Here is a 22,310-nt window from a genome sequence, read left to right on the forward strand (position 1 = left end):
CCCCTCGATTGCTTCCCAAACCCAAAAAGCCGACCCATCTTGGGTCGGCTTTTTTGCTGGCAACGAGCTGCCAGCAACCTGTTAAATGCTCGTAGCACCTAGCAGGTTTCAACGGGATTCGGGGACGCACATGGGAAGCGTCCCTTAAAACAAACCGCAGGTGAAAAGGAATTCCAGGCTCTTCAGCTTGCTGCCGACATGCTCGCGCACCCACGCCTGGCACAAATGGAGAATCTCGAAGGAAATATGGCGCGGCACCTCACGTTGCGCAATGTCGTCAAACGTCGACATCATGAGCCAGTGGGCCCACGAAAGCACGTCGCTTCCCACTTGCACGGTATCGGAAAACATGAGGCAATCACGGCACACGGCGCCGCCTTCCGCGGGCGAAAATGCAACCTGCACGCGAGAATCGTCTCTCGCGAGCGGACGCCCACACATCACACACCGATTCAGACTCGGACGAAAGCCCGAAAACGCAAACGCCTTCAGCATGAATGCCGCGCACACCGCGAGCGCGCCTGTCGCATCGGTCGATTCCGCATGCTCGAGTGCAGACGTGCTTAGGTCATATAGGCGGGGCGATTCCAATTCGGGCTGCGTCAGCCGCGTGAGCAAATCGACGATAGGGGCAGCGGCGGCCGCATGCTCCATGTCTTCCCGCACGCCAATATGAGCGTTGAGCAGCTTGGCCTCTTTCACGATATCGAGGCTTTTGCCGCATACGAGCAGCAAGTCGACTTCCGAAAAAATCTCGAGACGCGAGGCAAACGATGAGTTCGGCTTGCGCGCGCCTTTCGCGACCGCGCGAACCTGACGGCCGTCTTGAGCCAGAAGGGTGACGATCAAATCGGTTTCACCGAGTTTCGTTTTGCGCAGCACCAACGCCTGAAGCGAATACGTATCTGCCGGCATGGCCCACTCCCCTTCCAAACAAAAAAGCCGCCTTCAAAAGACGGCTTTCATTGTATATCAGCGCAGCTTCACGCGAACGTCAGCCCCATATTCCGGGCGCCGCGGCGCGAAAACATCGCAGAACTCGAACCTACGCGCGATCGGCGATTTCCTTCGAAATCTCGGCGACGAATTCCTCGATGGACTTCTGCACGGTCTCGTTCGAGCGGTCGCGTACGGAAATGTTGCCCTCCTCGGCTTCCTTCTCGCCCAAAATGAGCATGTAAGGAACGCGGTCGACACCGCGGGCCTCGCGGATCTTGTAGCCGATCTTCTCGTCGCGATCGTCGACAACCACGCGCACGCCGGCCTCTTCAAGCTTGGAAGCAACCTGGTGAGCGTAGTCGCGCGACTTCTCGGACACAGGCAGCACCTTCACCTGCACGGGCGAGAGCCACGTGGGGAATTTGCCCGCGAAGTGCTCGATGAGAATGCCAATGAAGCGCTCAATGGAGCCGTAGCACACGCGATGCAGCATGATGGGGCGCTTCTTCGAACCGTCGTGGTCGGTGTACTCAAGATTGAAGTTGAGCGGCATCTGGAAGTCGAGCTGCACGGTGCCGCACTGCCAGGTGCGACCGAGCGAATCTTCCAGATGGAAGTCGATCTTCGGGCCATAGAAGGCGCCGTCGCCTTCGTTGACCTCATAAGGCATGTTGAGCCTCTCGAGAGCGGCCTTCAAGCCGCCTTCTGCTGCTGCCCAATCTTCGTCAGAACCCATGGAGTCGTCGGGGCGGGTGGAAAGTTCCACATGGTATTTGAAGCCGAATTTCTGATACACCGAATCGATGAGGTTCACGACGCCGATGATTTCATCGGTGAGCTGGTCAGGGCGCACGAACAGGTGCGCGTCGTCTTGGGTGAAGCAACGAACGCGGAACAGGCCGTGCAGCGCGCCGCGCATTTCGTGGCGGTGCACAATGCCCAGCTCGCCTGCGCGAATAGGCAGGTCGCGATAGCTGTGCGGCTTCGAAGCATACACGAGCACGCCGCCCGGGCAGTTCATGGGCTTCACGCAGTACTCTTCTTCATCGATGATGGTGGAGTACATGTTGTCTTTGTAGTGGTCCCAATGACCCGAGGTCTTCCACAGCTGCTTGTTCATGATGAGCGGCGTGGAGATCTCGACATAGCCGGCCTCGCGATGAATCTCGCGCCAGTAGTCGATGAGCGTGTTCTTCAGAATCATGCCGTTGGGAAGAAAGAACGGGAAGCCGGGGGCCTCGTCGCGCATCATGAAGAGGTCCATTTCGCGGCCGATCTTGCGGTGGTCGCGCTTCTTGGCCTCTTCGAGCACGCGCAGATGCTCGTCGAGCTCTTCTTTGGTGGCGAAAGCGGTGCCGTTGATGCGGGTGAGCATCTTGTTGTTCTTGTCGCCCTTCCAATAGGCGCCCGAAACGGCCGTAAGCGTGAAGGCCTTCAGGGCCTTCGTATAGCAAATATGAGGGCCGACGCACATGTCGATGTAGTCGCCCTGCTGGTAGAAGGTGATGCGAGCGTCGTCGGCCAAGTCGCCGATGTGCTCGACCTTGTACTTCTCGTTGCGCTCTTCCATGAGCTTGATAGCCTCTTCGCGCGGAAGCTCGAACGTCGTGAACTTCAGGTTCTCTTTCACGATCTTCTTCATTTCGGCTTCAATCGCGGGAAGGTCTTCCTCGCTGATTTTCTTGTCGCCCAGATCGACATCGTAGTAGAAGCCGTTGTCGGTCGCGGGGCCATAAGCGAAGTCGGCCTCGGGATAGAGGCGTTTGATGGCCTGCGCCATGATGTGCGCCGCGGAATGGCGCACGACGTGCGTGACTTCTTCCTCGGGCAGCTCGGCGACGGTACCGTCGTTGTAAAGGGCCTTCATAGGGCTATCTCCTCTCGAATGCGAATACGCATACGTTACTGAAATCGAGTTCCAATTATAGGCACACGGCGCACAGGAACAAGCTGCGCCGCTCAGCATACAGAATGGCGACATGACGGCGGGATAACCGCCTCGCCCACCTGCGCGATTAAGGTCGCGACAACAAGAAAAGCCGCGCGCAGGCGGCTTTACTTAAGGCAGGATTGCAAACCAGATCGGCGCTTACTGGCGCGGTGCCTGGCCATGGGCCCCGACATTCGCCTGGGGCACAGCCTGCCTCGGCGCGCCGGTAGTTCGACCGCTGCGACGAGCGCCGACGCCGGGAAGCGGCGTTGCGCAGTACGGGCAAACGGTCCACGACGGATCGAGCGCATGACCGCACTTCTGGCACTGGTTCTTCAAACGCTGGTGGCAGTTCGGGCACAGCACGTAGTCGGCCTCGACCGGGTAACCGCAGTTGGCGCATTCGCCATACTGCATGAGCTGGCGCTGCTTCAGCGCGACCTCGAGCTCTTGCTCGTCGCGGTCGATTTGCAGCAGCGGCGGACGAAGCAGGCAATACGCAATGACGCCCAGAATGGGAATAAGCGCGACGATGGCCCAGATGTACCACACCGTGCCGCGCTGGTAAGCATCGCGAACAACCCAAATAATAGAGAGCACGTAAACGGCCACGAGCATGACGATGCATACCGTGACAGCCATTTGCAGCTCAGGAGTCCAAAGCTGCGAGAGAATGTCGCTCATTGAGAAATCCTTTTCGTACATCAATACACTAGCCATGCATTGTAGCAAAGAAAGAAGCGCCCCGCATACCGCGAGGCGCTTCTCTATGCAATTTTGAAATTCGGCGGCACGCATGCTCGAAATTCGGCAGAAAGGCCCTCGCCTACAGCTCGGCGATCTGCTGGGCAACCAGCTCGAGCTTCGCGGCGAACTCGGCGCGCTTCGCCTTGTCCTTCTCGACGATTTCGGGCTTCGCCTTGGCAAGATAGCCCGGGTTGGAGAGCTTCTTGTCAAGCTTAGCGACGTCTTTCTCGAGCTTCTCGCGTTCCTTGGAAAGGCGAGCGTGCTCAGCCTCGAAATCAACGAGGCCCTCGAGGTGGCAGTAAACCTCGCAGCCAGAGACGAGCGTGGCGTTGGACGCCGCGGGCTTTTCGGCTTCGGCGGAAACCTCGGCCACGTTCACGCGTGCGAGCGACACGATAAGATCCTGCTGCTCGTTGATGGCGGAAACCACCTCGGCGGGCGCCTTCACCGTAATGGCGAGCTCCTGCTTCGGCGAGATGCCATAGCGCGCGCGAGTGGAGCGCACGGCAGAAACGACGCCGCATACCAGCTCGATCGCGCGTTCGGCTTCGGCATTCTTGAAGCGCGCAAGCGTTTCGGGCTCAGGCCAGGTGGCGACCATAAGAGCTTCGGCGTCTTCGCCTTCCGCGTGAGGCAGCTGCTCCCACAGAGCCTCGGTCACAAACGGCATGGCCGGGTGCAGAAGGCGCAGGGCGGAATCGAGCACGAACACGAGGTTGCGCTGCGTTTGCAGGCGGGCAGCCGGATCGGCGCCTTCGCGCAGGCTCGCCTTCGAGAACTCGATGTACCAGTCGCAGAACTCGTTCCAGAAGAACGCGTGCAGGTCGCTGGCGACTTCACCGAACTTGTATTCGGAAATGCCCTGGGTCACGCGCTCGGAAAGGCCGGCCAAACGCGACAGGATCCACGCATCGGCGGGCGTCGCGGCAACGGGCTCGCCCAGCGTGAAGCCCTCGAGGTTGCCGAGCACGAAGCGGCTCGCATTCCAGATCTTCGTGACGAAAGCGCGCGCTTGCTCGGTGCGTGGCGAAGAAATGAGCTCGTGGGTTTCGGGGTCGATGTCGGCATCGAAGCGCACGTCCTGGTTGTTCGTAACCAGCGTGAGCAGGTTGAAGCGCATGGCATCGGCGCCGTATTTCGCGATGAGGTCCATAGGATCGACGCCGTTGCCCTTCGATTTGGACATGCGGCTGCCGTCTTTCGCCAAAATGGTGGCGTAAATCACGACGTCATGGAACGGAATCTCGCCCAAGAAGTACGTTGAGGACATGATCATGCGGGCAACCCACAGAGCGATGATGTCGCGCGCGGTAACGAGCGCCGCCGTAGGATGATGGCCTTCGAGCTGCTCGGGGTGGTTCGGCCAACCCTGCGTGGCGAAAGTCCACAGCTGGCTCGAGAACCACGTGTCAAGCACGTCTTCGTCCTGATGCACATGATGGCCGCCGCATTTCGGGCACACGTCCACGTCTTCCATGCATGCGTCTTCCCAACCGCAATCGGCGCAGTAGAACACCGGGATGCGATGACCCCACCACAGCTGGCGGGAAATGCACCAGTCTTTCAGGTTTTCCATCCAGGTGAGATAGGTCTGCGTCCAACGAGCCGGGTGGAACGTGACTTCGCCGCTCGTGACGGCCTCGGTCGCGGGGCCCTTCAGCTTATCGACGGCGACGAACCACTGCTCGGAAAGCCACGGCTCAAGAGCGCTCGGGCAACGGTAGCAATGCATCACGGAGTGATGATGGTCTTCCACATGATCGAGCAGGCCATGCTCCTCGAACCATGCGACAACGGCTTCGCGGCATTCCTCGCGGCTCATGCCGGTGAATTCGCCGTAGCCTTCAACCACGTGGGCGGTTTCGTCGAAGATATTGATTTTCTCGAGGTCGTGGCGCTCGCCCATCGCGAAGTCGTTCGGGTCGTGAGCCGGGGTGACCTTCACGAAGCCCGAGCCGAAATCGGCGTCGACATAGAAATCGCTGAAAATGGGGATCTCGCGGTCGACGATAGGCAGCTTGACCTTCGCGCCCACGAACTTATCTTTGTCGTGGTCTTTCGGGGACACCGCAACACCCGTATCGCCGAGCATGGTCTCGGGGCGCGTGGTAGCGACCACGATGTATTCCACGCCGTCGATGGGCTCGACAAGCGGGTAGCGAAGGTGCCACAAGTGGCCATCTTCTTCCTGGTATTCCGCTTCGTCGTCGGAAATGGCAGTACCGCAGGTGGGGCACCAGTTCACGATGCGCTTGCCGCGGTAGATAAGGCCGTCATGGTACCAATCGCAGAACACCTTGCGCACTGCGGTGGCATATTCGGGATCCATGGTGAAGTGCGGGTCGTCGAAATCGACCGAGCAACCCATGCGCTTGATTTGCTCAATGATGTGGCCGCCGTATTCGTGCGTCCAATCCCAGCAGGCGTCGATGAACTTCTCGCGGCCGAGCTCGCGACGGGAAATGCCCTGTGCGGCGAGCTTTTTGTCGACCTTCGTTTGCGTCGCGATGCCCGCATGGTCGGTGCCGAGAATCCAACGGGTCGATACGCCGCGCATGCGATTGAAGCGAATGATGGTGTCTTGGATGGTGTCGTCCATGGCGTGGCCCATGTGCAGAACGCCGGTAACGTTCGGCGGCGGAATGGTGACCGTGCAGTCACCCACGCCCGGGCGGCGGGCGTAGTAGCCGCCGGTGAGCCATTTATCGAGAATGCGAGGCTCGAGCACCTCGGAGTCATAGTTCTTGGAAAGCTCTTCCACTCTCTGCTCCCAACTTGTTTGTTTGTAAGGCGGAATACTGAAACAGCCCGGCCGCGCGTGCGGCCAGGCCGTGGCATTTATTCAGAGACGACAGCCGCGCCGGCCGCCTGCTCGATTTCGGGTTTCGTTTCGCCCTCGATATCGCTCGGGCGAATAACGACCCTCGTGGGTCCGGCGTGCTCAGGCAAATCGAACATCACGTCTTGCAGCACACGCTCGCAAATGGCGCGAAGGCCACGCGCGCCCGTGCCATGCTCGACCGCCTCGTGCGCGATGGCGCGCAGGGCTTCGGGCATGAACACGAGTTCGGAGTTCTCGAACTCGAACATGCGCACATACTGCTTCACCAACGCGTTCTTCGGATCGGTGAGAATGTGCACCAGGTCGTCTTCGGTAAGCTCATCGAGCGAGCAAATCACCGGAATGCGGCCCACGAATTCGGGAATCATGCCGAACTTGTTCAAGTCTTCAGGCAGCACCTTTTCGAGAAGCTCTGCTTCGGCGTGCTTTTTCGACTGCGGCACATCGCTCGTGAAGCCGATGCCCTTCTTGCCCACGCGCTGGCCAATGATGTCGGCCAACCCCACGAACGCGCCGCCCAGAATGAACAGGATGTTCGTGGTGTCGATATGAATGAGCTCCTGCTGCGGGTGCTTGCGGCCACCCTGCGGAGGCACGCTCGCCTCGGTACCCTCGACAATCTTGAGCAACGCCTGCTGAACGCCCTCGCCCGACACGTCGCGCGTGATGGAGAGGTTTTCAGCCTTACGGGCGATCTTGTCGATCTCGTCGATATAGATGATGCCGATCTGCGCGCGCTCGATGTCGAAATCGGCCGCGGTAATGAGCTTCAGCAAAATATTCTCGACGTCTTCGCCCACGTAGCCCGCTTCGGTAAGCGTGGTGGCGTCGGCGATGGCGAACGGAACTTGCAGCGTGCGAGCGAGCGTTTGCGCGAGCAGCGTTTTGCCCGAACCCGTGGGGCCCAGAAGCATGATGTTGCTCTTAGCGAGCTCAACGTCGTCGTCATTCGACTCGGCGCCGAGGCTGATGCGCTTGTAGTGGTTGTATACGGCAACCGAAAGCGCACGCTTGGCAGCCTCCTGGCCAACGACATGCTGGCTCAGGCGATCGAAAAGCTCATGCGGCGTGGGCAGCGCGGCGAGAATCTCGGCCGCAGAAGGAGCGCCCTGCTCTTCGTCGTCAAACGGAGCCTGCGCAATGTGGCCTTCGTAGCCGTCGAAGTCGGCGTCGAACGAATCGGGCATATCGCCCTGGCCGGGATGGCGACCATTGAGGTAGCCGCCACGGGCAAGCACGTCGGTGCAATACAGAATGCACTCGTCGCAAATGCACGTGCCATCGGGGCTTTGGATCATGCCAGCAACCTCATCGGCCGTTTTGCCGCAGAAGACGCAGCGCGCCTTTTTCGGGTCCATGGTTTGAGAATCGGGATTCTTGGTCTGCATAAGGCCTTATGCTTCCTTCTTCGGCATAGCGCGAGACGTGATGATATCGTCGACCAGGCCATATGCCTTCGATTCCTCAGCGGTGAGCCAGTGGTCGCGCTCGGAATCGGCATGGATGGTCTCGATGGATTGGCCGGTGTGCTTGGCGAGAATGCCTTCGAGGCGCTCGCGGCACTTGCGCATTTCTTTCGCAGCGATTTCGAAATCGGTCTGCTGCGTGCGGCTTTCGGCACCGCCCATGGGCTGATGGATCATGATTTGCGAATTCGGCGTGATGAAACGCTTGCCCGGAGTACCCGCAGCAGTGAGCACGGAGGCCATGGAAGCGGCCATGCCCATGCAAACGGTGGACACATCGCAGCGAATGAACTGCATGGCATCGTAGATGGCCAGACCCGCGCTCACGCTGCCTCCCGGGGAGTTGATGTAGAGCGAGATATCTTTCTCGGGATCGGCGCTCTCGAGGTGCAGGAGCTGCGCGATAACGACGTTCGCGACGTCGTCGTCGATAGCGCTGCCCAAGAACACGATGCGGTCATTGAGCAGTCGAGAATAAATGTCATACGAGCGCTCGCCGCGCGGCGACTGCTCGATGACGTAAGGAATCGTATATCCGTTTTGCATAAATGCTGCCCCTTTATTCTGTATCGAAGTCGAAGCAATAATACAACCAAGGCTCGCTTCCGAAAACAGGAAGCGAGCCTTAAGGACTGTACCACGTTTATTGAGCGGACGAGCGATATCGCCGCCCTTGCAGCCAAGCCGTCACGCGCACTCCACGGTTTGTTCGAGAAAACGCGCGGGATGGAAGCTATTCGGCAGCGGCCTCGGTGTTCTCGGCCTCAGCCTCGTCAGCCTTCTTAGCGGCCTTCTTGGTGGTTTTCTTGGCGGCAGCCTTCTTGGCAGGCTTCTTCTCTTCCTCGTCAGCCGTGGGAAGCTCGACCTCTTCGATCTCGGCTTCCTTCAGCAGGGCCTCGAGAGCCTTGCCGCGCAGAATGCCCTCGCGGACGAAGGACAGGCGACCCTGCTTCTTCCACTCAGCATAGAGCTTGTCGGTATCCTTGGCGCCGGAGTTCTTGAACTCGTCAACGACTTCCTCGTCGGTCACAACGATGTTGTTGTGGCGAGCATAGGCGTCAAGAGCCAGGTTCTGCTTGACGGTGTCGGCAGCCTGAGCCTTGACGTCTTCCTTGAACTGGTCAGCAGTGATCTGCTGGGCAGCCAGGTAAGCGTCGAGCGTAGCGCCCTGGCGCTGGAGCTGCTCGAAGAAGCTCTGCAGCAAGTCGCGCTCGGCGGCGTCGCACATAGCCTGGGGCACGTCGCCCTCGAGGCGCTTCTGCAGCTCGAACAGAGCATTGTTCTCCATAATGCGGGGAATGATCTCGCCCTTCTGAGCCTCGATCTGCTCGCCCATGAGCTTGCGCAGCGCGGCGACATCTTCGAAGCCGAAGTTTTCCTTGACCCACTCATCGGTGATTTCAGGAAGAACGACCTTCTTCACGGCATTGACGGTGACGTCGAAGACGACCTTGGCGGTCTTGCCCTGAAGGATGCTGGTGAGCATGCAGGGGTTCGACTCAACCTCGATCTCGAAGTGCTTCTCTTCGCCCTTCTTGCAGCCAACGAGCTCCTCGTCGAATGCGGCCGGGAACAGGCCCTTGCCCAGTTCGTAAAGGCGAGCTTCGCTGCACAGCGCGGCGATATCTTCGCCGTTGTCGTCGACGGCCTTGATGTCGAGCTCGACGACGGAGTCGGCCTTCACCTTGGTGTTGGCAGGAGCGTTCTTGTAGTCGTGATAAGCGTTGCCCAGGTTGTCGATTTCCCTGTCGATTTCGGCCTCAGAGGCGGTCTTGAAGGGAACCTCGATGTGAACCGGGGAGTAATCGGAAAGCTCGAGAGCGGGCTTGACCTCGCACTCGATGGAGAAGGTGAAATCTTTGCCCTCTTCAACGAGGCCGTCGACCTCGGAGAACTTGGGCTCGGAAATCAGGATGAGGTCGGCTTCATCGATAGCCACGGGGAACGACTCGTTGAGCATTTCGTCGGTAACCGTGGAGAGCACGGCTTCCTTGCCCAGGTTGGCGTCGATAATCTGACGAGGCACATGGCCGGGACGGAAACCAGGGAACTTGTACTTCTTGCCGAAGTCTTTGTAGGCCTTCTTGATGCGAGCATCGATATCGGCGGCTTCAATGGTCACCGTGAGTTTGGTGGCGCCGGATTCGAGAACCTCAACGTTCGTTTTCAACTTTTCCTCCATCTGGATCTTCGTTCAAAGCCTGTGTTACCAGACTAGACTGACCGAGACGCGCGTTCGGGCACGTCGGCGGCGCGAGCTATGGTGCGGGCGAAAGGACTTGAACCTTCACGGGTGTTGCCCACCAGAACCTAAATCTGGCGCGTCTGCCAATTCCGCCACGCCCGCATTTCGCAAGCGCACGCATGCCCGTATGGACACGCAACAGAGCACTATAGCAAAAAACCCGCAGGTTGTGCAGGTCAGCTTTCGAATACACAAGACCGCCGTTCGATGGCCGCTCTGCCAAAGAAGGCCGCACCTTCAGGCCGCCGCCCCATTCGTTACACGAGCGCAAGAGGCCGCGTCGGCTCGGGATGCCTGCCGGCGACCACAGCTCGCTGGCGCTTCGCCGTATTTGATTCGATCGGGCAAGCCTGAACGCGTGAACCTAAGCGGTCGCTCCGGCTCGGGATGCCTGCCGGTGGCCACAGCTCGCTACCGCTTCGCGCCTCAAGGCGCTTCGCTATGCGCTCGCTTCGCCGTGTTTAACCTTAGACGAAGAACAAGTTTGAACACGGAGGGCCTCCGGCAGGCATCCCGAGCCGGGGCGGCCGCCGGAGCCTTCTCCTCCCCTACACCTTGTCCTCGAGCTCGAGCTGCATCATGTGCACGTTTTCGCGCATATGCTTCGCCGTGTGGCGGTTGATGCGACCCGACTCGTACATCTGCTGAATGTGCTCAAGCTCGATTAAGAAGCCGGCACGGCGCACTTCGGTCGCCTTGTCCTCGACGCGCGCCACGGTGCCTATGTCGCGGCCGATGCGCTTCACGCGCCTCAAGTCGCGCTGCACCTGCACCATGAGCGAGCTCACATGCTCGGTGCGATAGTTCGGGTCGTCGAGGCGCGCGCGCAGATTCTTCACCACGTACTCGAGCGATTCAGCCTGGAGCTGTCGCACCTCGCGCTCCTCTTCGAAACCGTCGGAAAGCACGTTGCTGTCGAGCAGCGTTCGGGTAATGGAACGGGAAATAAGGGCCGCGCGGCGGGCAATGATGCCGAACAGCCACAACGCATCGCGATCGCGCTGGATGAGGTTTTTCGACTGGCGAATGCGGCGCAGCATGCGATAACCCACCACGGGCGACACGCGTTCCTCGTCAATCGTGGAAAGCACGTATTCCTGCTCCCACTCCAAAGCCTCAAGGCGCAGCGCCGAATCGTCGTCCTGCTCGCCCGTCCCCTGCTTAATGCGATCGATTCGATCGTTGTACTGGGCCATGACCGTTTGCGTCGCACGGCGGTTTTCCCTCGTTTGGCGCGCCGCAAGCTCTTCGATGGTCGCGCGCAACACCTCGATCGACGCATCGGTATCGGTGGCGTAGGCCTTCTCGCCCTGCTCATCGGGCAACAACACCGGCAATGCGAAGTTCGCGAGCAGCAACGTCACCAAAATCACGCCGCATGCGAGGAAGATGAGGAACTCGCGCTGCGAGAACACGCCCGGCGCGGCATTGAGCGACCACGGCAGCGTGAACATGATGGAAAGCGTGATGGCGCCCTTCGGCCCCGCAAGCGCCAGGGCGAGCGATTCTTTCAGCGAATCGGGCGTGACCAAGCGAATCGAGCGCAGCACGCGGCGCACCTGCTCGGGCGTGCCGCCGGAATTCCTTTGCTCAGCCTGCGCGACCTGCTTGCGGCCGACATAGCTGATGCCCACAAACCACAGCGTGCGCACGCCAATCACGATGGCGGAAATCACCAGCACGAGGAACAGCAGCTCACCGTTGCTTATGGCCTTTTCCTCCCACATGCCCGTCATGGCGTGCGGAAGTTGTATTCCCAAAAGCACGAATACCAGGCCGTTGAGCACGAACGAAAGCACGCGCCACACGCTCGATGACACGATTTTCATGCGCGCGATTGACGGGCCCAAATCGCGATTGAAAAACGAATACGAAAGACCCGCCGCGACAACCGCCAAAATGCCCGAGACGCCCACATGTTCCGCCGTGAGGAACACCGCAAACGGCGTGAGCACTTCGAGCAGCACGTGGAACGTGGTGTCTTCAAGCCCGAGGTTGCGCACTCGCGAGACCAGAAACGCGAGCAGCGCCGCGAACACAAGGCCGAATGCGATGCCGCCAAAGAAGCTCACCAAAAACGCGCCCGTCGCGGAAATCAGCGAGAAGGTTCCCGTAGTAAGCGCGGCGATGGAGAACTGGAATGAGACGACGCCCGAGGCATCGTTGATAAGCGACTCACCCGAAAGCAGAATCGATTGACGTCGCTTGAGGCTCACGCGCTTCGAAAGCGAAGCTACGGCCACGGCGTCGGTCGGCCCGAGCGCCGCGCCAAGGGCGAAAGCTGCCGCAAGCGGAATAGTGGGCTCAAGGGCATGCAACGTGAAACCGATGCAGAGAATGGTAACGACCACAAGGCCCACGGCGAGCGAAAGCACCTTCGCGCGATTCGACCACAACGCCACCTTGTCGGTGTTGCGCGCCTCGTGATAGAGCAGAGGCGCGATGAAGAGCACCAAGAACAGCTCAGGGTCTACTTGGAAATTCGACGTGGTAAGGCCTGCAAACGCAAGCAGCACGCCGATGCCAATTTGGATGAGCGGGGTTGCGACGCCGCTCACGACCTGGTTGATGGCGCTCGAGACGAGAACCGCGGCGCCGAGGATGAGTACGAAGGTAAAGGTGCTCATTAATGGGCGGCCCCCTTCGCAAAGTACACGTCCAAAGCCCCCGGCAAAACCGCGATATCGAATTTCGTGCCATGAATAGGCTCGCCATCGATCTGGGCCGGCGGCTCGCGATCGAATTCCAACGTGAGCGATTTCGCATCGAAGAAATCAAACGAACCCGTATGCCCCACGTGCTTTCCGTCTTTCGCGCGTGCGAACAGGTACGCCGCCTTCAGCATGCTCAGCGGCGCCTTGGCCACGCAGCAATCGAGTTTGCCGTCAGTCGCATCGGCGTTCGGGCACACCCGAAAACCGCCGCCATACGTAGGGCCGACCTGCACGGCGAACAGGTGCATCGAACCTTGCTTCGGAGCGCCGCCATCTGCAATGGCGGTAAAATCGTAGGCATCGCGATGGAACACGAGCTGGTTCGCGCCTTCCTCGACGAACAAACGCGTGCCTTCGCGACCCGTTCTGCGTCGGCGTTCGTACGTTCCCAGCGCAATGGCGGCATCGAGCCCGAACGAAAGCGTCTCCGCGAAATACTCGCCATTGCACACGCCCACATCGGTGCTTATGCGCTGCGCGGAGGAGAGCTGCGTGAGAGCTTCTTCCATAACGAACGACATGCCGAGCGTGCGAGCGTAATCGTTGCCGTTGCCGCACGGAATAAGCGCGAATGCGGGGCGCTTCTCGCGCGGAATTCGCATGAGGCCCGCGAGCGTTTCATGCACGACCCCGTCGCCGCCCACAGCAAGCACGCAATCGAAATTCGACGCCTGCGCAGCAAGCGCCGTCGCATGCCCAGCTTCGCGGGTGGTCTCAATCTGAATGCTCTCAAAAGGAGCCGCGGCCGAACCAGCCGTATATCGCAAAAAAGCCGCGCCGCGAGCGCCGTCCCCATTTCTTGCCGCGGGATTCACAATTGCCAGCGTTTTGCCCATGCTCGTCACGTGCGCACCTCCCCGAATCGCCGCACATGCGGCGAAATATCTTTCGGTGGCATTATACAGAGGAATGGAGATGTCCCGTCGAGCAAAAACACGCCGAAACATAAGAGCAATCGCACGGCACGCGGCATCTTGAGTAGGTGCGGAATGGAAACTCAAAAAAGAAAAGCCGCCCGAAGGCGGCACGCATACGAACCGAAAGTATCTCTATCGCGCGTTAGGCGGAAGATTCAATGCAACGTTCACGGGAGGCTCGGCCATTTCCCAATTAGCGAGAAACGCATCGGCGTTGTCGTAAGGACGCGTGCAGCGCGACTCGCCATCGGTGATTTCAACCCAAAAGCCCTCGCGCCCATATTTGCGCTCGAGCGGGTCGATTTTATATACGTGACCCGGCTCGAGGCTCAAGCCCGTGACAAGCGCGCGTTTACCGCGGTACCTCATCATGTCGCTCATGCCTAAAACCGCCTCCTTCTATTCAAACCGCACACGCGGTTTCGAAATTGACTCGAAAACTAAGCGTCTATGATAGCGACTGCCAGCAGAAGGCGAAAGGGGGGAACGCCAATATTTAGCAGAGGGCCATCATTATTCAAGAGTTTTTTACACTCCTGAAATAAATGAAAAGACCAGGTACTTGGCCTGGTCTTTAAATTTCAGTGGTGGATCGTCGGGGACTCGAACCCCGGACCTTGGGATTAAGAGTCCCCTGCTCTACCAACTAAGCTAACGATCCAGAAAAGAAAGCATATGTAAAGGTTCGCGCGTTTAAACGCAATGTCATCTGCGGCTTAGCTTTCATTCAGCTGCAGCGACACCGAAAGTGCAAGTGGTGGATCGTCGGGGACTCGAACCCCGGACCTTGGGATTAAGAGTCCCCTGCTCTACCAACTAAGCTAACGATCCAGAAAAGAAAGCATATGTAAAGGTTCGCGGATTCCCGCAGCCATTGTGAACGTAGCTTTCATAGCCCACAATGCCTTGTGTTGAAAAACTGGGGTGGGTGATCGGATTCGAACCGACGACCTCAAGAGCCACAATCTTGCGCCCTAACCAACTAGGCCACACCCACCATGTTTCTCACGCCGTTTGGGTGATGCCCAAGCGGCAAGCGAATACTATACAGATGTCTCCCTCACAACGCAACCCCCTTTTTTAAAATTTTTTCGAGAGAATCGAAACCGCAGGTCAGGGCTTCGAATTCTTGAAGAACAGAAATGAGGCCGCTCGCTTTCCAAAAACAGCGAGCGTAGCTTGCGAGGGTCGAGGCGGCCGCCGGAGCCCGGCGCAGCGTCGACAAAAAACGCCGTTCGGCAGAACGGCGTTTGACATCAATGGTGCCCCCGGCGGGAATCGAACCCACAACCATCGGATTAGAAGTCCGGTGCTCTATCCGTTGAGCCACGGGGGCTTGTGCAGCGTTTAATTATATACGAAGCTGCAGCAATATCGGTTTGTTAATTATTCGGCGTCTTCGCTTTTCGGCTCATCGGGCTCGAAGTCAATCGTGGGAGCATCGTTCCACACCTCTTCGAGGCGATAGTAGTCGCGGCCTTCGGGCTGGAAGCAGTGCACCACGAAATCGCCGAAGTCAAGCAGGGCCCAGAAACCCTCATCGGCGCCTTCGATGCCGAACGGCTTCACGCCGGCCTCTTTGACCTCAGCCTCTTCAATGGCGTCGAGTACAGCGGCAACCTGGCGGTTGTTCTGCGCGGTCACGATAACGAAGAAATCGGTCACGCTCACGAGCTCGCGAACGTCCTGAATCACGATGTCGGTAGCCTTCTTGGAATCGGCCGCCTTCGCAGCGATCATCACTTTCTCAAGGGCGGTAAGTCCTTTGTCTTTTGCCATTCGGCATTTCCTTTCTAAGCTTTTGGGCAGGCGCCCAACGGTTTACTGAATGGGGATAATGCGCGCGCCATTCGGCGTGCGCTCCACCTTGGGTTGTTCGTTCGTCTTTGCGACAGATGCACATTGGCCCTCAGCGTCAACGACGGCTTTCGGCCCAGTTTCGGCGACGGCCTCGGGCTTTGCCTGGGCGGCAGCGTCAAGTCGCGCCTTTCCGCGAGCTTCAAGCTTAGCTCGCGCCTCGGCGGCTTCTGCCTGCATTTTCGCACGCTTCTCTTCGCGCACGCGCTCGCGTTCTTCGGCAGCCTTGCGGGCAAGCGCCATTTGCTGCTCGGCCTCGCGCGCCAACTGCTCGCGACGGGCGATTTCCGCAGCAAGCAATTGCGCTTCCGAGGCTTCGCCCCCAGCCGGCGCATCGCACGCGGCGCGTTCGGCCTCAAGGCGCTCTTTGCGCTCAACGACCAGGGAATTGTACACGTCAAGCGACGGCGACGCCACCACCATGTCGGCCGAAAGCAGATACATGAAGTTCGCTTTATACGTGCGATAGAACAATTCTTCCAGGCACACCTCGCCCACCGCGGCGCGCAGGCCCTCGATATCGGGGAAATCACGGCCCGGCTCAATAATGTCGGCCACGAATACCACCATGTCCAAATCGGACATTCCAACCGCACCGCACGTGTGTCGGCTAATCGCCTGCAACACGGCATCGGAAAGCTCAGGGAACTCGTCGCGCAGCGTTGCCGCAGCCGTCCACGAATGCAGCACACCCGTCGCATGCTCGCGCACTTCCTTGTCTGCGAGCTTGAGCTTTTTCGCCTTGCGCTTGAGTTCATCGCCCGTAAGCGACTTATCCCAATCGTGCAGAAGGCCCGCAACGGCCGCCTCGTTCTGGTCCACGCCATAGATGCGAGCCAGCTGTTCGGCGGTTTGGGAAACGCCGAGCGAATGGCGGTAGCGCGACGCTTTCACGCGCGCCTGGAGCGCCTGGCGCATCTCGTCGAAACGGTCAGGAGAAATCGCGACAACCTGCTCGCAGCTTTCCTGATGCTTCTTCATCTTCTTTTCTTTTTTCTTCGATTTGGCCTTGGCCATATCAATCGCCCCTTGCATACGCCCAGCGGTTTAACGCTGGTAGAGCCCGTGTGACTCGATATAGTCTGCCACAACCGCTGGCACCTCATCGCGAATGGAGCGGCGTGTGCGCACTTTTTCCCTTAAATTGGTAGAAGATACATCCATTCGAGGCATCTCTACCTGCAATATCTCGCGCGCGCCAATGATTTGGGCAAGGCGAGAAAGACCGCGCTCGTCAAGCGCCACGTCGTCGCGCTGCGACACCACGGCGAACCTCGCGAGGCCGCCAAGCTCGCTCGCCTCGCGCCACTCCCCCAAACGCGCCGCAGCATCGGCTCCCATAAGGAAGCACAGCTCGACATGTGCGGGAAGAATTCGACGCAGCTCGCGCAGCGTATCGACCGTATAGGTTTCCCCAGCCCGGTCGATTTCCATACGGCTTGCAGCAAAGCGAACATCGCCTTCAATGGCGGCCTGAACCATGGCAAAGCGGTCTTCCGCAGGCGTCAAGGAGCGTCCATGCTTCATCCACGGGTCACCCGCAACTACGAACAGCACGCCCGAAAGGCCCAGCGATTCGCACGCGCGACGAGCGATTTCGAGGTGGCCATTGTGAATGGGATCGAACGTGCCCCCCATAACGCCCAAACGGCGCACATGTCCACCGGCTGCCAAATTCGCGAGGAAGTCGCCTTCGCTCAATCGCGCGGAACAACCGCCGCCAGCGCCCAAGGGAGCACCCGCATTCAAGCTTTCATTCGCCACGCTAGCCTCGCACCTGGCCCGACCCACGAAGCTGATACTTGTACGTGGTAAGCGCTTCGAGCGCGAAGGGGCCGCGCACATGCAGCTTCTGCGTGGAAATACCGATTTCGGCACCAAGCCCGAAGCAGCCGCCATCGGTGAAACGGGTTGAGGCGTTTGCATACACTGCCGCGGCATCGACGCCTGCAAGGAATTCCTCGATTGCATCGATGCCCGCCTGAGTCGCCTCGTCAGCCACAATGCATTCGGAATGCCTGGTGCCGTAACGATTGATATGCTCGATTGCCTCCTGAACGCCAGAAACAGCCTTCACGCTTATCTCGAGCGCAAGATATTCACGACCCCAATCGTCATCGGTCGCATCAACAAACTTCGAACGCGCAGCCTCCCCTGCCAAATCGGCAGCACGCCGAGCTGCCGCATCGCCGTGAATAGTCACGCCCGCCTCGGCAAGCGCGCCTAAGGCCTTCGGCAGAAAATCGGCGGCGATGGATTCATCGACGAGAAGCGATTCGCACGCATTGCACACGCCCACGCGCTGCGTTTTCGCATTAAGCAGAATGGCGCAGGCGCGATCGAAATCGGCCGTTTCATGCACATAGGTATGGCAGTTGCCCGTGCCCGTCTCGATGACGGGGACCTTCGAGCACTCGATGCAATGGCGAATAAGGCCAGCTCCGCCGCGAGGAATGAGCACATCGACAATGCCGTGAAGTTGCATGAGGGCATCGGTCGCCGTGCGATCGGTGGTATCGATGAAGGAAATGCAGCCGGCGGGCAGGCCTGCGGAAACGACCGCTTCGCGCAGCGCGGAAACGATTGCCGCGTTGGAATGGAGGGCCTGCGAGCCACCACGCAGCACGCACGCATTGCCCGATTTCAGGCAAATGCCCGCGGCATCGGCCGTGACGTTCGGGCGCGCCTCATACACCATGGCGACAACGCCCAGCGGCACGCTTACGCGCGTAAGGTCGATACCGCCTTCCAATTCGCGATGCTCGAGCACGCGGCCCAGCGGGTCGGGCAGATCGGCGAGCGATTCAAGGGCATCGGCCATGGCATTGACGCGGCCTTCGTCCAAAAAGAGCCTATCGAGCAAGCCAGACGACATGCCGGCGGCTTTGCCAGCCTCCATATCGACTTTGTTACCCGCGAGAATGTTGGCCATATTGCCCCGAAGCGAAGCGGCCATTGCGAAAAGCGCCTGGTTGCGAACCTTTTCCGAAGCGCGCCCCACCGCACGGGAAGCCGCCTGCGCGCGAAGCGCGATATCACGAACTGACTCTTCGATTGAGGTCATCATTGTCTCCAATCAAACGCACCTGCGCTGTCTCGCGTCGGGCATGCGGATACGCAAGATTCCGCACGAGCCGAACAGCCCAGTGGGCTGTTCGTGCGAGCCAGGACTTGCCCGAAGCGGAGCCGCATCCCCATACAAAGCGGCCTTGATTGCTTATTCAAACAAGATTAGCTCATCGCGATGAACAGCGACGTCGGCTTTCCCCGAACGCATCGATTCGGCCGAGCAGCGTGCAAGGCCGCGAGCAATCACGAAGCCGGCTTCGTCAACCACATCGACCACATCTTCCGCTTCGAACTCGCCTTCAACGTTCTTCACGCCCACAGCAAGCAGCGAGGCGCCGTCTTCGACGATGGCGCGAGCGGCGCCCGCATCGACGAGCAACGTGCCTTTCACCGAATCGCCGAGGGCGATCCAAAGCTTGCGCGGCGTGATTTCATGGGGAACATCGGCGCCCGTGAACAGCGTGCCAATTGGGTCGTCGGCAAGCGAGCGCACCACGGCATCTTCAGCGCGGCCGCTGCAAATGACGAGCGGGATGCCCGCCGCGCCAAGCACACGCGCGCTCGTAAGCTTGGTGATCATGCCGCCCGAACCAACAGCGCTGCCTGCGCCCGACGCGCCGGCAAGAATTTCGGGCGTAATGCGATCGACGCGCTTAATGAGCTGAGCCGACGCGTCGGTTTTAGGATTCGACGTATACAGGCCATCGATGTCGCTCAGAATAACGACGCGGTCGGCGTTCGCAAGGCACGCGACAAGCGCCGCAAGCGTGTCGTTGTCGCCGAACTTGATCTGCTCGACCGATACCGTGTCGTTTTCGTTCACGATAGGCACCGCGTTCAGTTCGACAAGGCGGCGGAACGTGTCGCGCGCATGCAGATACGCATTTCTGTCGGCGGTATCGCGGCGCGTGAGCAGCACGAGCGACGTGAGCATGCCATACGGAGAAAACACCTGGTCATACGCGGCAAGAAGCGCGCGTTGCCCAACGCTTGCTGCAGCCTGCACGGTAGGCATGTCATCGGGGCGGCGCAAGGGCAAGCCCAGCGCTTCAAGGCCGCACGGAATGGCGCCGGAGCTCACGATGATCACGCGCCAGCCCTCGCGGCGAACGCGCGCCACCTGATGCGCCAAATCGGCGAGATAAGCGCGGTCGCACTTGCCCTCGTCATCGGTCAGCGTATTCGAGCCGATTTTAATAACGGCGGTCTTGTACGCCTTCGCGTTTGCGGAAGTTTCTGCAGCCATGCCCATCACGCCTTCACTATGCTAATCGTCGAGTTCGGCGAAGATATCTTCGGTCGACTCGGCCGTCTCGAACTCGAACGCGCGACCGAGAATGCGAATCTCGTCGCCATTCACAGCGCCCGCCTTGAGCAGTTCCTTCTCCAGGCCCAAACGATTGAAGCGATGCTGCAAGAACGACAACGCCTCGTCGTTTTCCCAGTCGGTTTGCACAACCATGCGCTCGATCTGCACGCCTTCCACGCGGAAGATGCCATCGGAAAGCTTACGCACGGTGTATTTGCGGTCGCGCTGTTCGCGCTTGTGCTGCCACACCTGGTCGTACTGAACCTCGCCCTCCTGGGCTTCTTTGGCGGCGCTGCGCAGCTCGAACACCTTGTCGGCGATGGCATGGATGAGCGAATCGACGCCCTTGCCCGTAAGCGCAGAAATCTCGAATACGCGCGAAGCCTCGTCGACGCCGTCGGCGAATTCATTGCCGTTCGCGGCAGCGATGGCGTCTTTGCGCACCTCTTCCTTCAAGCGACGCACGGCGTCTTCGGTGCCGGGAACGTCGACTTTGTTGGCAACCACGATGCGAGGACGCTGCGCCAATTCATCGGCGTACATCGCAAGCTCGTTGTTGATGATGCGGTAATCCTCCACCGGGTCGCGGCCTTCATAGCCGCCCGTCATGTCGACGACATGCACGATGAGCGCGGTACGCTCGATATGGCGAAGGAATTCGTGGCCCAGGCCCTTGCCCTGGTGAGCGCCTTCGATAAGGCCAGGAATGTCAGCCACGACGAAGTTGTGCTCGTCGCCCTGCACAACGCCCAGGTTCGGAACGAGCGTGGTGAACGGGTAGTCGGCGATTTTGGGGCGGGCGGCGCTCATGCGGGCGATGAGCGAGCTTTTGCCCGCGGAAGGCACGCCAACGAGCGCGGCGTCGGCCATGAGCTTCATCTCGAGCTCAATCCAGCATTCCTGCGCGGGTTCGCCCAGCTCGGCGAACGCGGGAGCGCGGCGCGTGGAGGTCACGAAATGGATGTTGCCGCGACCGCCGTGGCCGCCTTCCGCGACAATGACGCGCTCGCCATCGTGCGTAAGGTCGGCGATAAGCTCACCGGTTTCCTTCTTCTCTTCGAAGTATTCGTGCACCACCGTGCCCACGGGAACCTTCAGAATAAGGTCGTCGCCCGTAGCACCGTGCATGCGCTTGCCCATACCATGGGTGCCGCGCGTCGCCTTGAAATGATGCTTGAAGCGGTAGTCGAGCAGCGACGAGACCGACTGGTCGGCCTCGAGCACGACGTTGCCGCCGTGGCCACCGTCGCCGCCGTCGGGGCCGCCCTTGGGAACATGGGCCTCACGGCGGAAGCTCAAGCAGCCCGCGCCGCCGTCGCCGCCCTTCACGTAAATGCGTACTTTGTCTACGAACATAGCGTTCCTATCGATATCGTTGGGGCATATCGCCGCCTGCGCGCCGCCTGCCCAAGCCTGTGTCGCGCCGCATGGGACGCCCAATGAATTGAGGCTCTGCGGTGCGCTTTCTTGCAAGAAAAAACGTGTTCTCGAATTATACGCATGCACCTGCGCCAATACGGCGCACACACCTCAAATACGGAAAAAGCCCGCCGCAAAAGCGACGAGCTTTTTCCTCCCCTTATGAAACCCCTCTGGTTGCGTGAGGCTATTCAGCGCTCTCGGTGGTCAGAGGACGAACATGCACAAAGCGGCGATAGCCCTTGTTGCGGCGGGTGCTCTTCGTGAATTCAACGGTACCCTCACACAGTGCGAACAGGGTGTCGTCTTTGCCACGGCCGACGTTCTCGCCGGGATGGAAGTGGGTGCCACGCTGGCGAACGATGATGTTACCGGTGATGACGTGCTCGCCACCGAAGCGCTTCACGCCAAGTCGCTGGGAATGAGAGTCGCGGCCGTTACGGGTGGAGCCAAGACCTTTTTTATGAGCCATGAGTAATCTACCTACCTTCTAAACTAACTAGCCGATGCTCTCGATCTTCAGACGAGTGTGGAGCTGGCGATGGCCGCGCAGCTTCTTGTAGTTCTTGCGCTTCTTGAACTTGAAGACGAGGACCTTGTCGCCCTTGAACTGATCAACGATGGTAGCCACAACCTTGGTTTTGGCAGCCTCAGCCGGATCGGCGACAACCTTGGTGCCGTCGACAACAGCGATAGCCTGCAGCTCAACCTTGTCGCCAATTTCGCCCTGAAGCTTCTCGGTGACGAGGATGTCGCCAGCAGCAACCTTGTACTGCTTGCCACCAGTCTTAACGATAGCGTACATGTATGTTTCTCCTTGGTTTTGCGGGGCTCATATGAACCTCTACGTTTACTT

Annotated in this window: 18 protein-coding genes and 5 tRNA genes; all 23 read right to left on the reverse strand. The window is 59.5% G+C overall.

The features are described 5' to 3' along the window. Positions 1 to 144: 144 nt before the first annotated feature. Entirely contained in the window at positions 145 to 915 is a 771-nt protein-coding gene (gene recO, locus Q0D41_RS02680; protein WP_294374850.1) for a DNA repair protein RecO, read from the reverse strand. A 130-nt stretch (positions 916 to 1,045) separates the two neighbouring features. Next, positions 1,046 to 2,806 (reverse strand): threonine--tRNA ligase, encoded by a 1,761-nt coding sequence (gene thrS / locus Q0D41_RS02685; RefSeq protein WP_294374855.1) that lies wholly within the window; start codon positions 2,804 to 2,806, stop codon positions 1,046 to 1,048. 222 nt (positions 2,807 to 3,028) lie between these two features. Further along, positions 3,029 to 3,553, reverse strand: a complete 525-nt coding sequence (locus tag Q0D41_RS02690; RefSeq protein WP_294374858.1) for a zinc ribbon domain-containing protein — start codon at positions 3,551 to 3,553, stop codon at positions 3,029 to 3,031. Positions 3,554 to 3,695: 142 nt separating this feature from the next. Continuing rightward, positions 3,696 to 6,377 (reverse strand): valine--tRNA ligase, encoded by a 2,682-nt coding sequence (locus Q0D41_RS02695; protein WP_294374861.1) that lies wholly within the window; start codon positions 6,375 to 6,377, stop codon positions 3,696 to 3,698. Between the two features lie 77 nt (positions 6,378 to 6,454). Further along, positions 6,455 to 7,846 carry an ATP-dependent Clp protease ATP-binding subunit ClpX gene (gene clpX, locus Q0D41_RS02700; RefSeq protein ID WP_294374864.1) on the reverse strand — a complete coding sequence of 464 codons (1,392 nt, stop codon included), beginning with the start codon at positions 7,844 to 7,846 and terminating at the stop codon, positions 6,455 to 6,457. Positions 7,847 to 7,852: 6 nt separating this feature from the next. Next, positions 7,853 to 8,470 carry an ATP-dependent Clp protease proteolytic subunit gene (locus tag Q0D41_RS02705; RefSeq protein WP_294374865.1) on the reverse strand — a complete coding sequence of 206 codons (618 nt, stop codon included), beginning with the start codon at positions 8,468 to 8,470 and terminating at the stop codon, positions 7,853 to 7,855. Positions 8,471 to 8,657: 187 nt separating this feature from the next. Further along, on the reverse strand, positions 8,658 to 10,106 hold the full coding sequence (gene tig, locus Q0D41_RS02710) for a trigger factor (protein WP_294374867.1): 1,449 nt from the start codon (positions 10,104 to 10,106) through the stop codon (positions 8,658 to 8,660). A 79-nt stretch (positions 10,107 to 10,185) separates the two neighbouring features. Continuing rightward, positions 10,186 to 10,271: transfer RNA gene (locus Q0D41_RS02715), tRNA-Leu, on the reverse strand. 446 nt (positions 10,272 to 10,717) lie between these two features. Beyond that, positions 10,718 to 12,796 (reverse strand): cation:proton antiporter, encoded by a 2,079-nt coding sequence (locus Q0D41_RS02720; RefSeq protein WP_294374868.1) that lies wholly within the window; start codon positions 12,794 to 12,796, stop codon positions 10,718 to 10,720. Next, positions 12,796 to 13,719, reverse strand: coding sequence for a diacylglycerol kinase family protein (locus Q0D41_RS02725; protein ID WP_294375164.1), 924 nt, complete (start codon positions 13,717 to 13,719; stop codon positions 12,796 to 12,798). Before Q0D41_RS02725 ends, Q0D41_RS02720 begins: the two co-directional genes overlap by 1 nt. Before the next feature lie 213 nt (positions 13,720 to 13,932). Further along, on the reverse strand, positions 13,933 to 14,181 hold the full coding sequence (locus Q0D41_RS02730; protein WP_294374869.1) for a hypothetical protein: 249 nt from the start codon (positions 14,179 to 14,181) through the stop codon (positions 13,933 to 13,935). Positions 14,182 to 14,385: 204 nt separating this feature from the next. Beyond that, positions 14,386 to 14,461: transfer RNA gene (locus Q0D41_RS02735), tRNA-Lys, on the reverse strand. Positions 14,462 to 14,555: 94 nt separating this feature from the next. After that, positions 14,556 to 14,631 (reverse strand) — tRNA-Lys (locus tag Q0D41_RS02740). Between the two features lie 89 nt (positions 14,632 to 14,720). Then, positions 14,721 to 14,797 (reverse strand) — tRNA-His (locus tag Q0D41_RS02745). 263 nt (positions 14,798 to 15,060) lie between these two features. Next, positions 15,061 to 15,136 (reverse strand) — tRNA-Arg (locus Q0D41_RS02750). Between the two features lie 50 nt (positions 15,137 to 15,186). Further along, positions 15,187 to 15,579, reverse strand: a complete 393-nt coding sequence (gene rsfS, locus Q0D41_RS02755; RefSeq protein WP_114615415.1) for a ribosome silencing factor — start codon at positions 15,577 to 15,579, stop codon at positions 15,187 to 15,189. Between the two features lie 42 nt (positions 15,580 to 15,621). Then, positions 15,622 to 16,674 (reverse strand): bis(5'-nucleosyl)-tetraphosphatase (symmetrical) YqeK, encoded by a 1,053-nt coding sequence (gene yqeK / locus Q0D41_RS02760; protein WP_294374871.1) that lies wholly within the window; start codon positions 16,672 to 16,674, stop codon positions 15,622 to 15,624. 30 nt (positions 16,675 to 16,704) lie between these two features. Then, positions 16,705 to 17,421 (reverse strand): nicotinate-nucleotide adenylyltransferase, encoded by a 717-nt coding sequence (gene nadD / locus Q0D41_RS02765; RefSeq protein WP_294374873.1) that lies wholly within the window; start codon positions 17,419 to 17,421, stop codon positions 16,705 to 16,707. A gap of 1 nt (position 17,422) precedes the next feature. Beyond that, complete coding sequence (locus Q0D41_RS02770) at positions 17,423 to 18,724, reverse strand: glutamate-5-semialdehyde dehydrogenase (protein ID WP_294374874.1); 1,302 nt, start codon at positions 18,722 to 18,724, stop codon at positions 17,423 to 17,425. A 150-nt stretch (positions 18,725 to 18,874) separates the two neighbouring features. After that, positions 18,875 to 19,972: a glutamate 5-kinase gene (gene proB / locus Q0D41_RS02775; protein WP_294374875.1), complete on the reverse strand. Its 1,098-nt coding sequence runs from the start codon at positions 19,970 to 19,972 to the stop codon at positions 18,875 to 18,877. Positions 19,973 to 19,993: 21 nt separating this feature from the next. Continuing rightward, complete coding sequence (gene obgE / locus Q0D41_RS02780) at positions 19,994 to 21,391, reverse strand: GTPase ObgE (protein WP_114615417.1); 1,398 nt, start codon at positions 21,389 to 21,391, stop codon at positions 19,994 to 19,996. Between the two features lie 250 nt (positions 21,392 to 21,641). Further along, positions 21,642 to 21,926 (reverse strand): 50S ribosomal protein L27, encoded by a 285-nt coding sequence (gene rpmA, locus Q0D41_RS02785; RefSeq protein ID WP_114615418.1) that lies wholly within the window; start codon positions 21,924 to 21,926, stop codon positions 21,642 to 21,644. 27 nt (positions 21,927 to 21,953) lie between these two features. Then, entirely contained in the window at positions 21,954 to 22,259 is a 306-nt protein-coding gene (gene rplU / locus Q0D41_RS02790) for a 50S ribosomal protein L21 (RefSeq protein WP_294374876.1), read from the reverse strand. Positions 22,260 to 22,310: the final 51 nt, after the last annotated feature.

It is taken from the genome of uncultured Slackia sp. (assembly GCF_934630525.1).
Classification (GTDB): domain Bacteria; phylum Actinomycetota; class Coriobacteriia; order Coriobacteriales; family Eggerthellaceae; genus Slackia.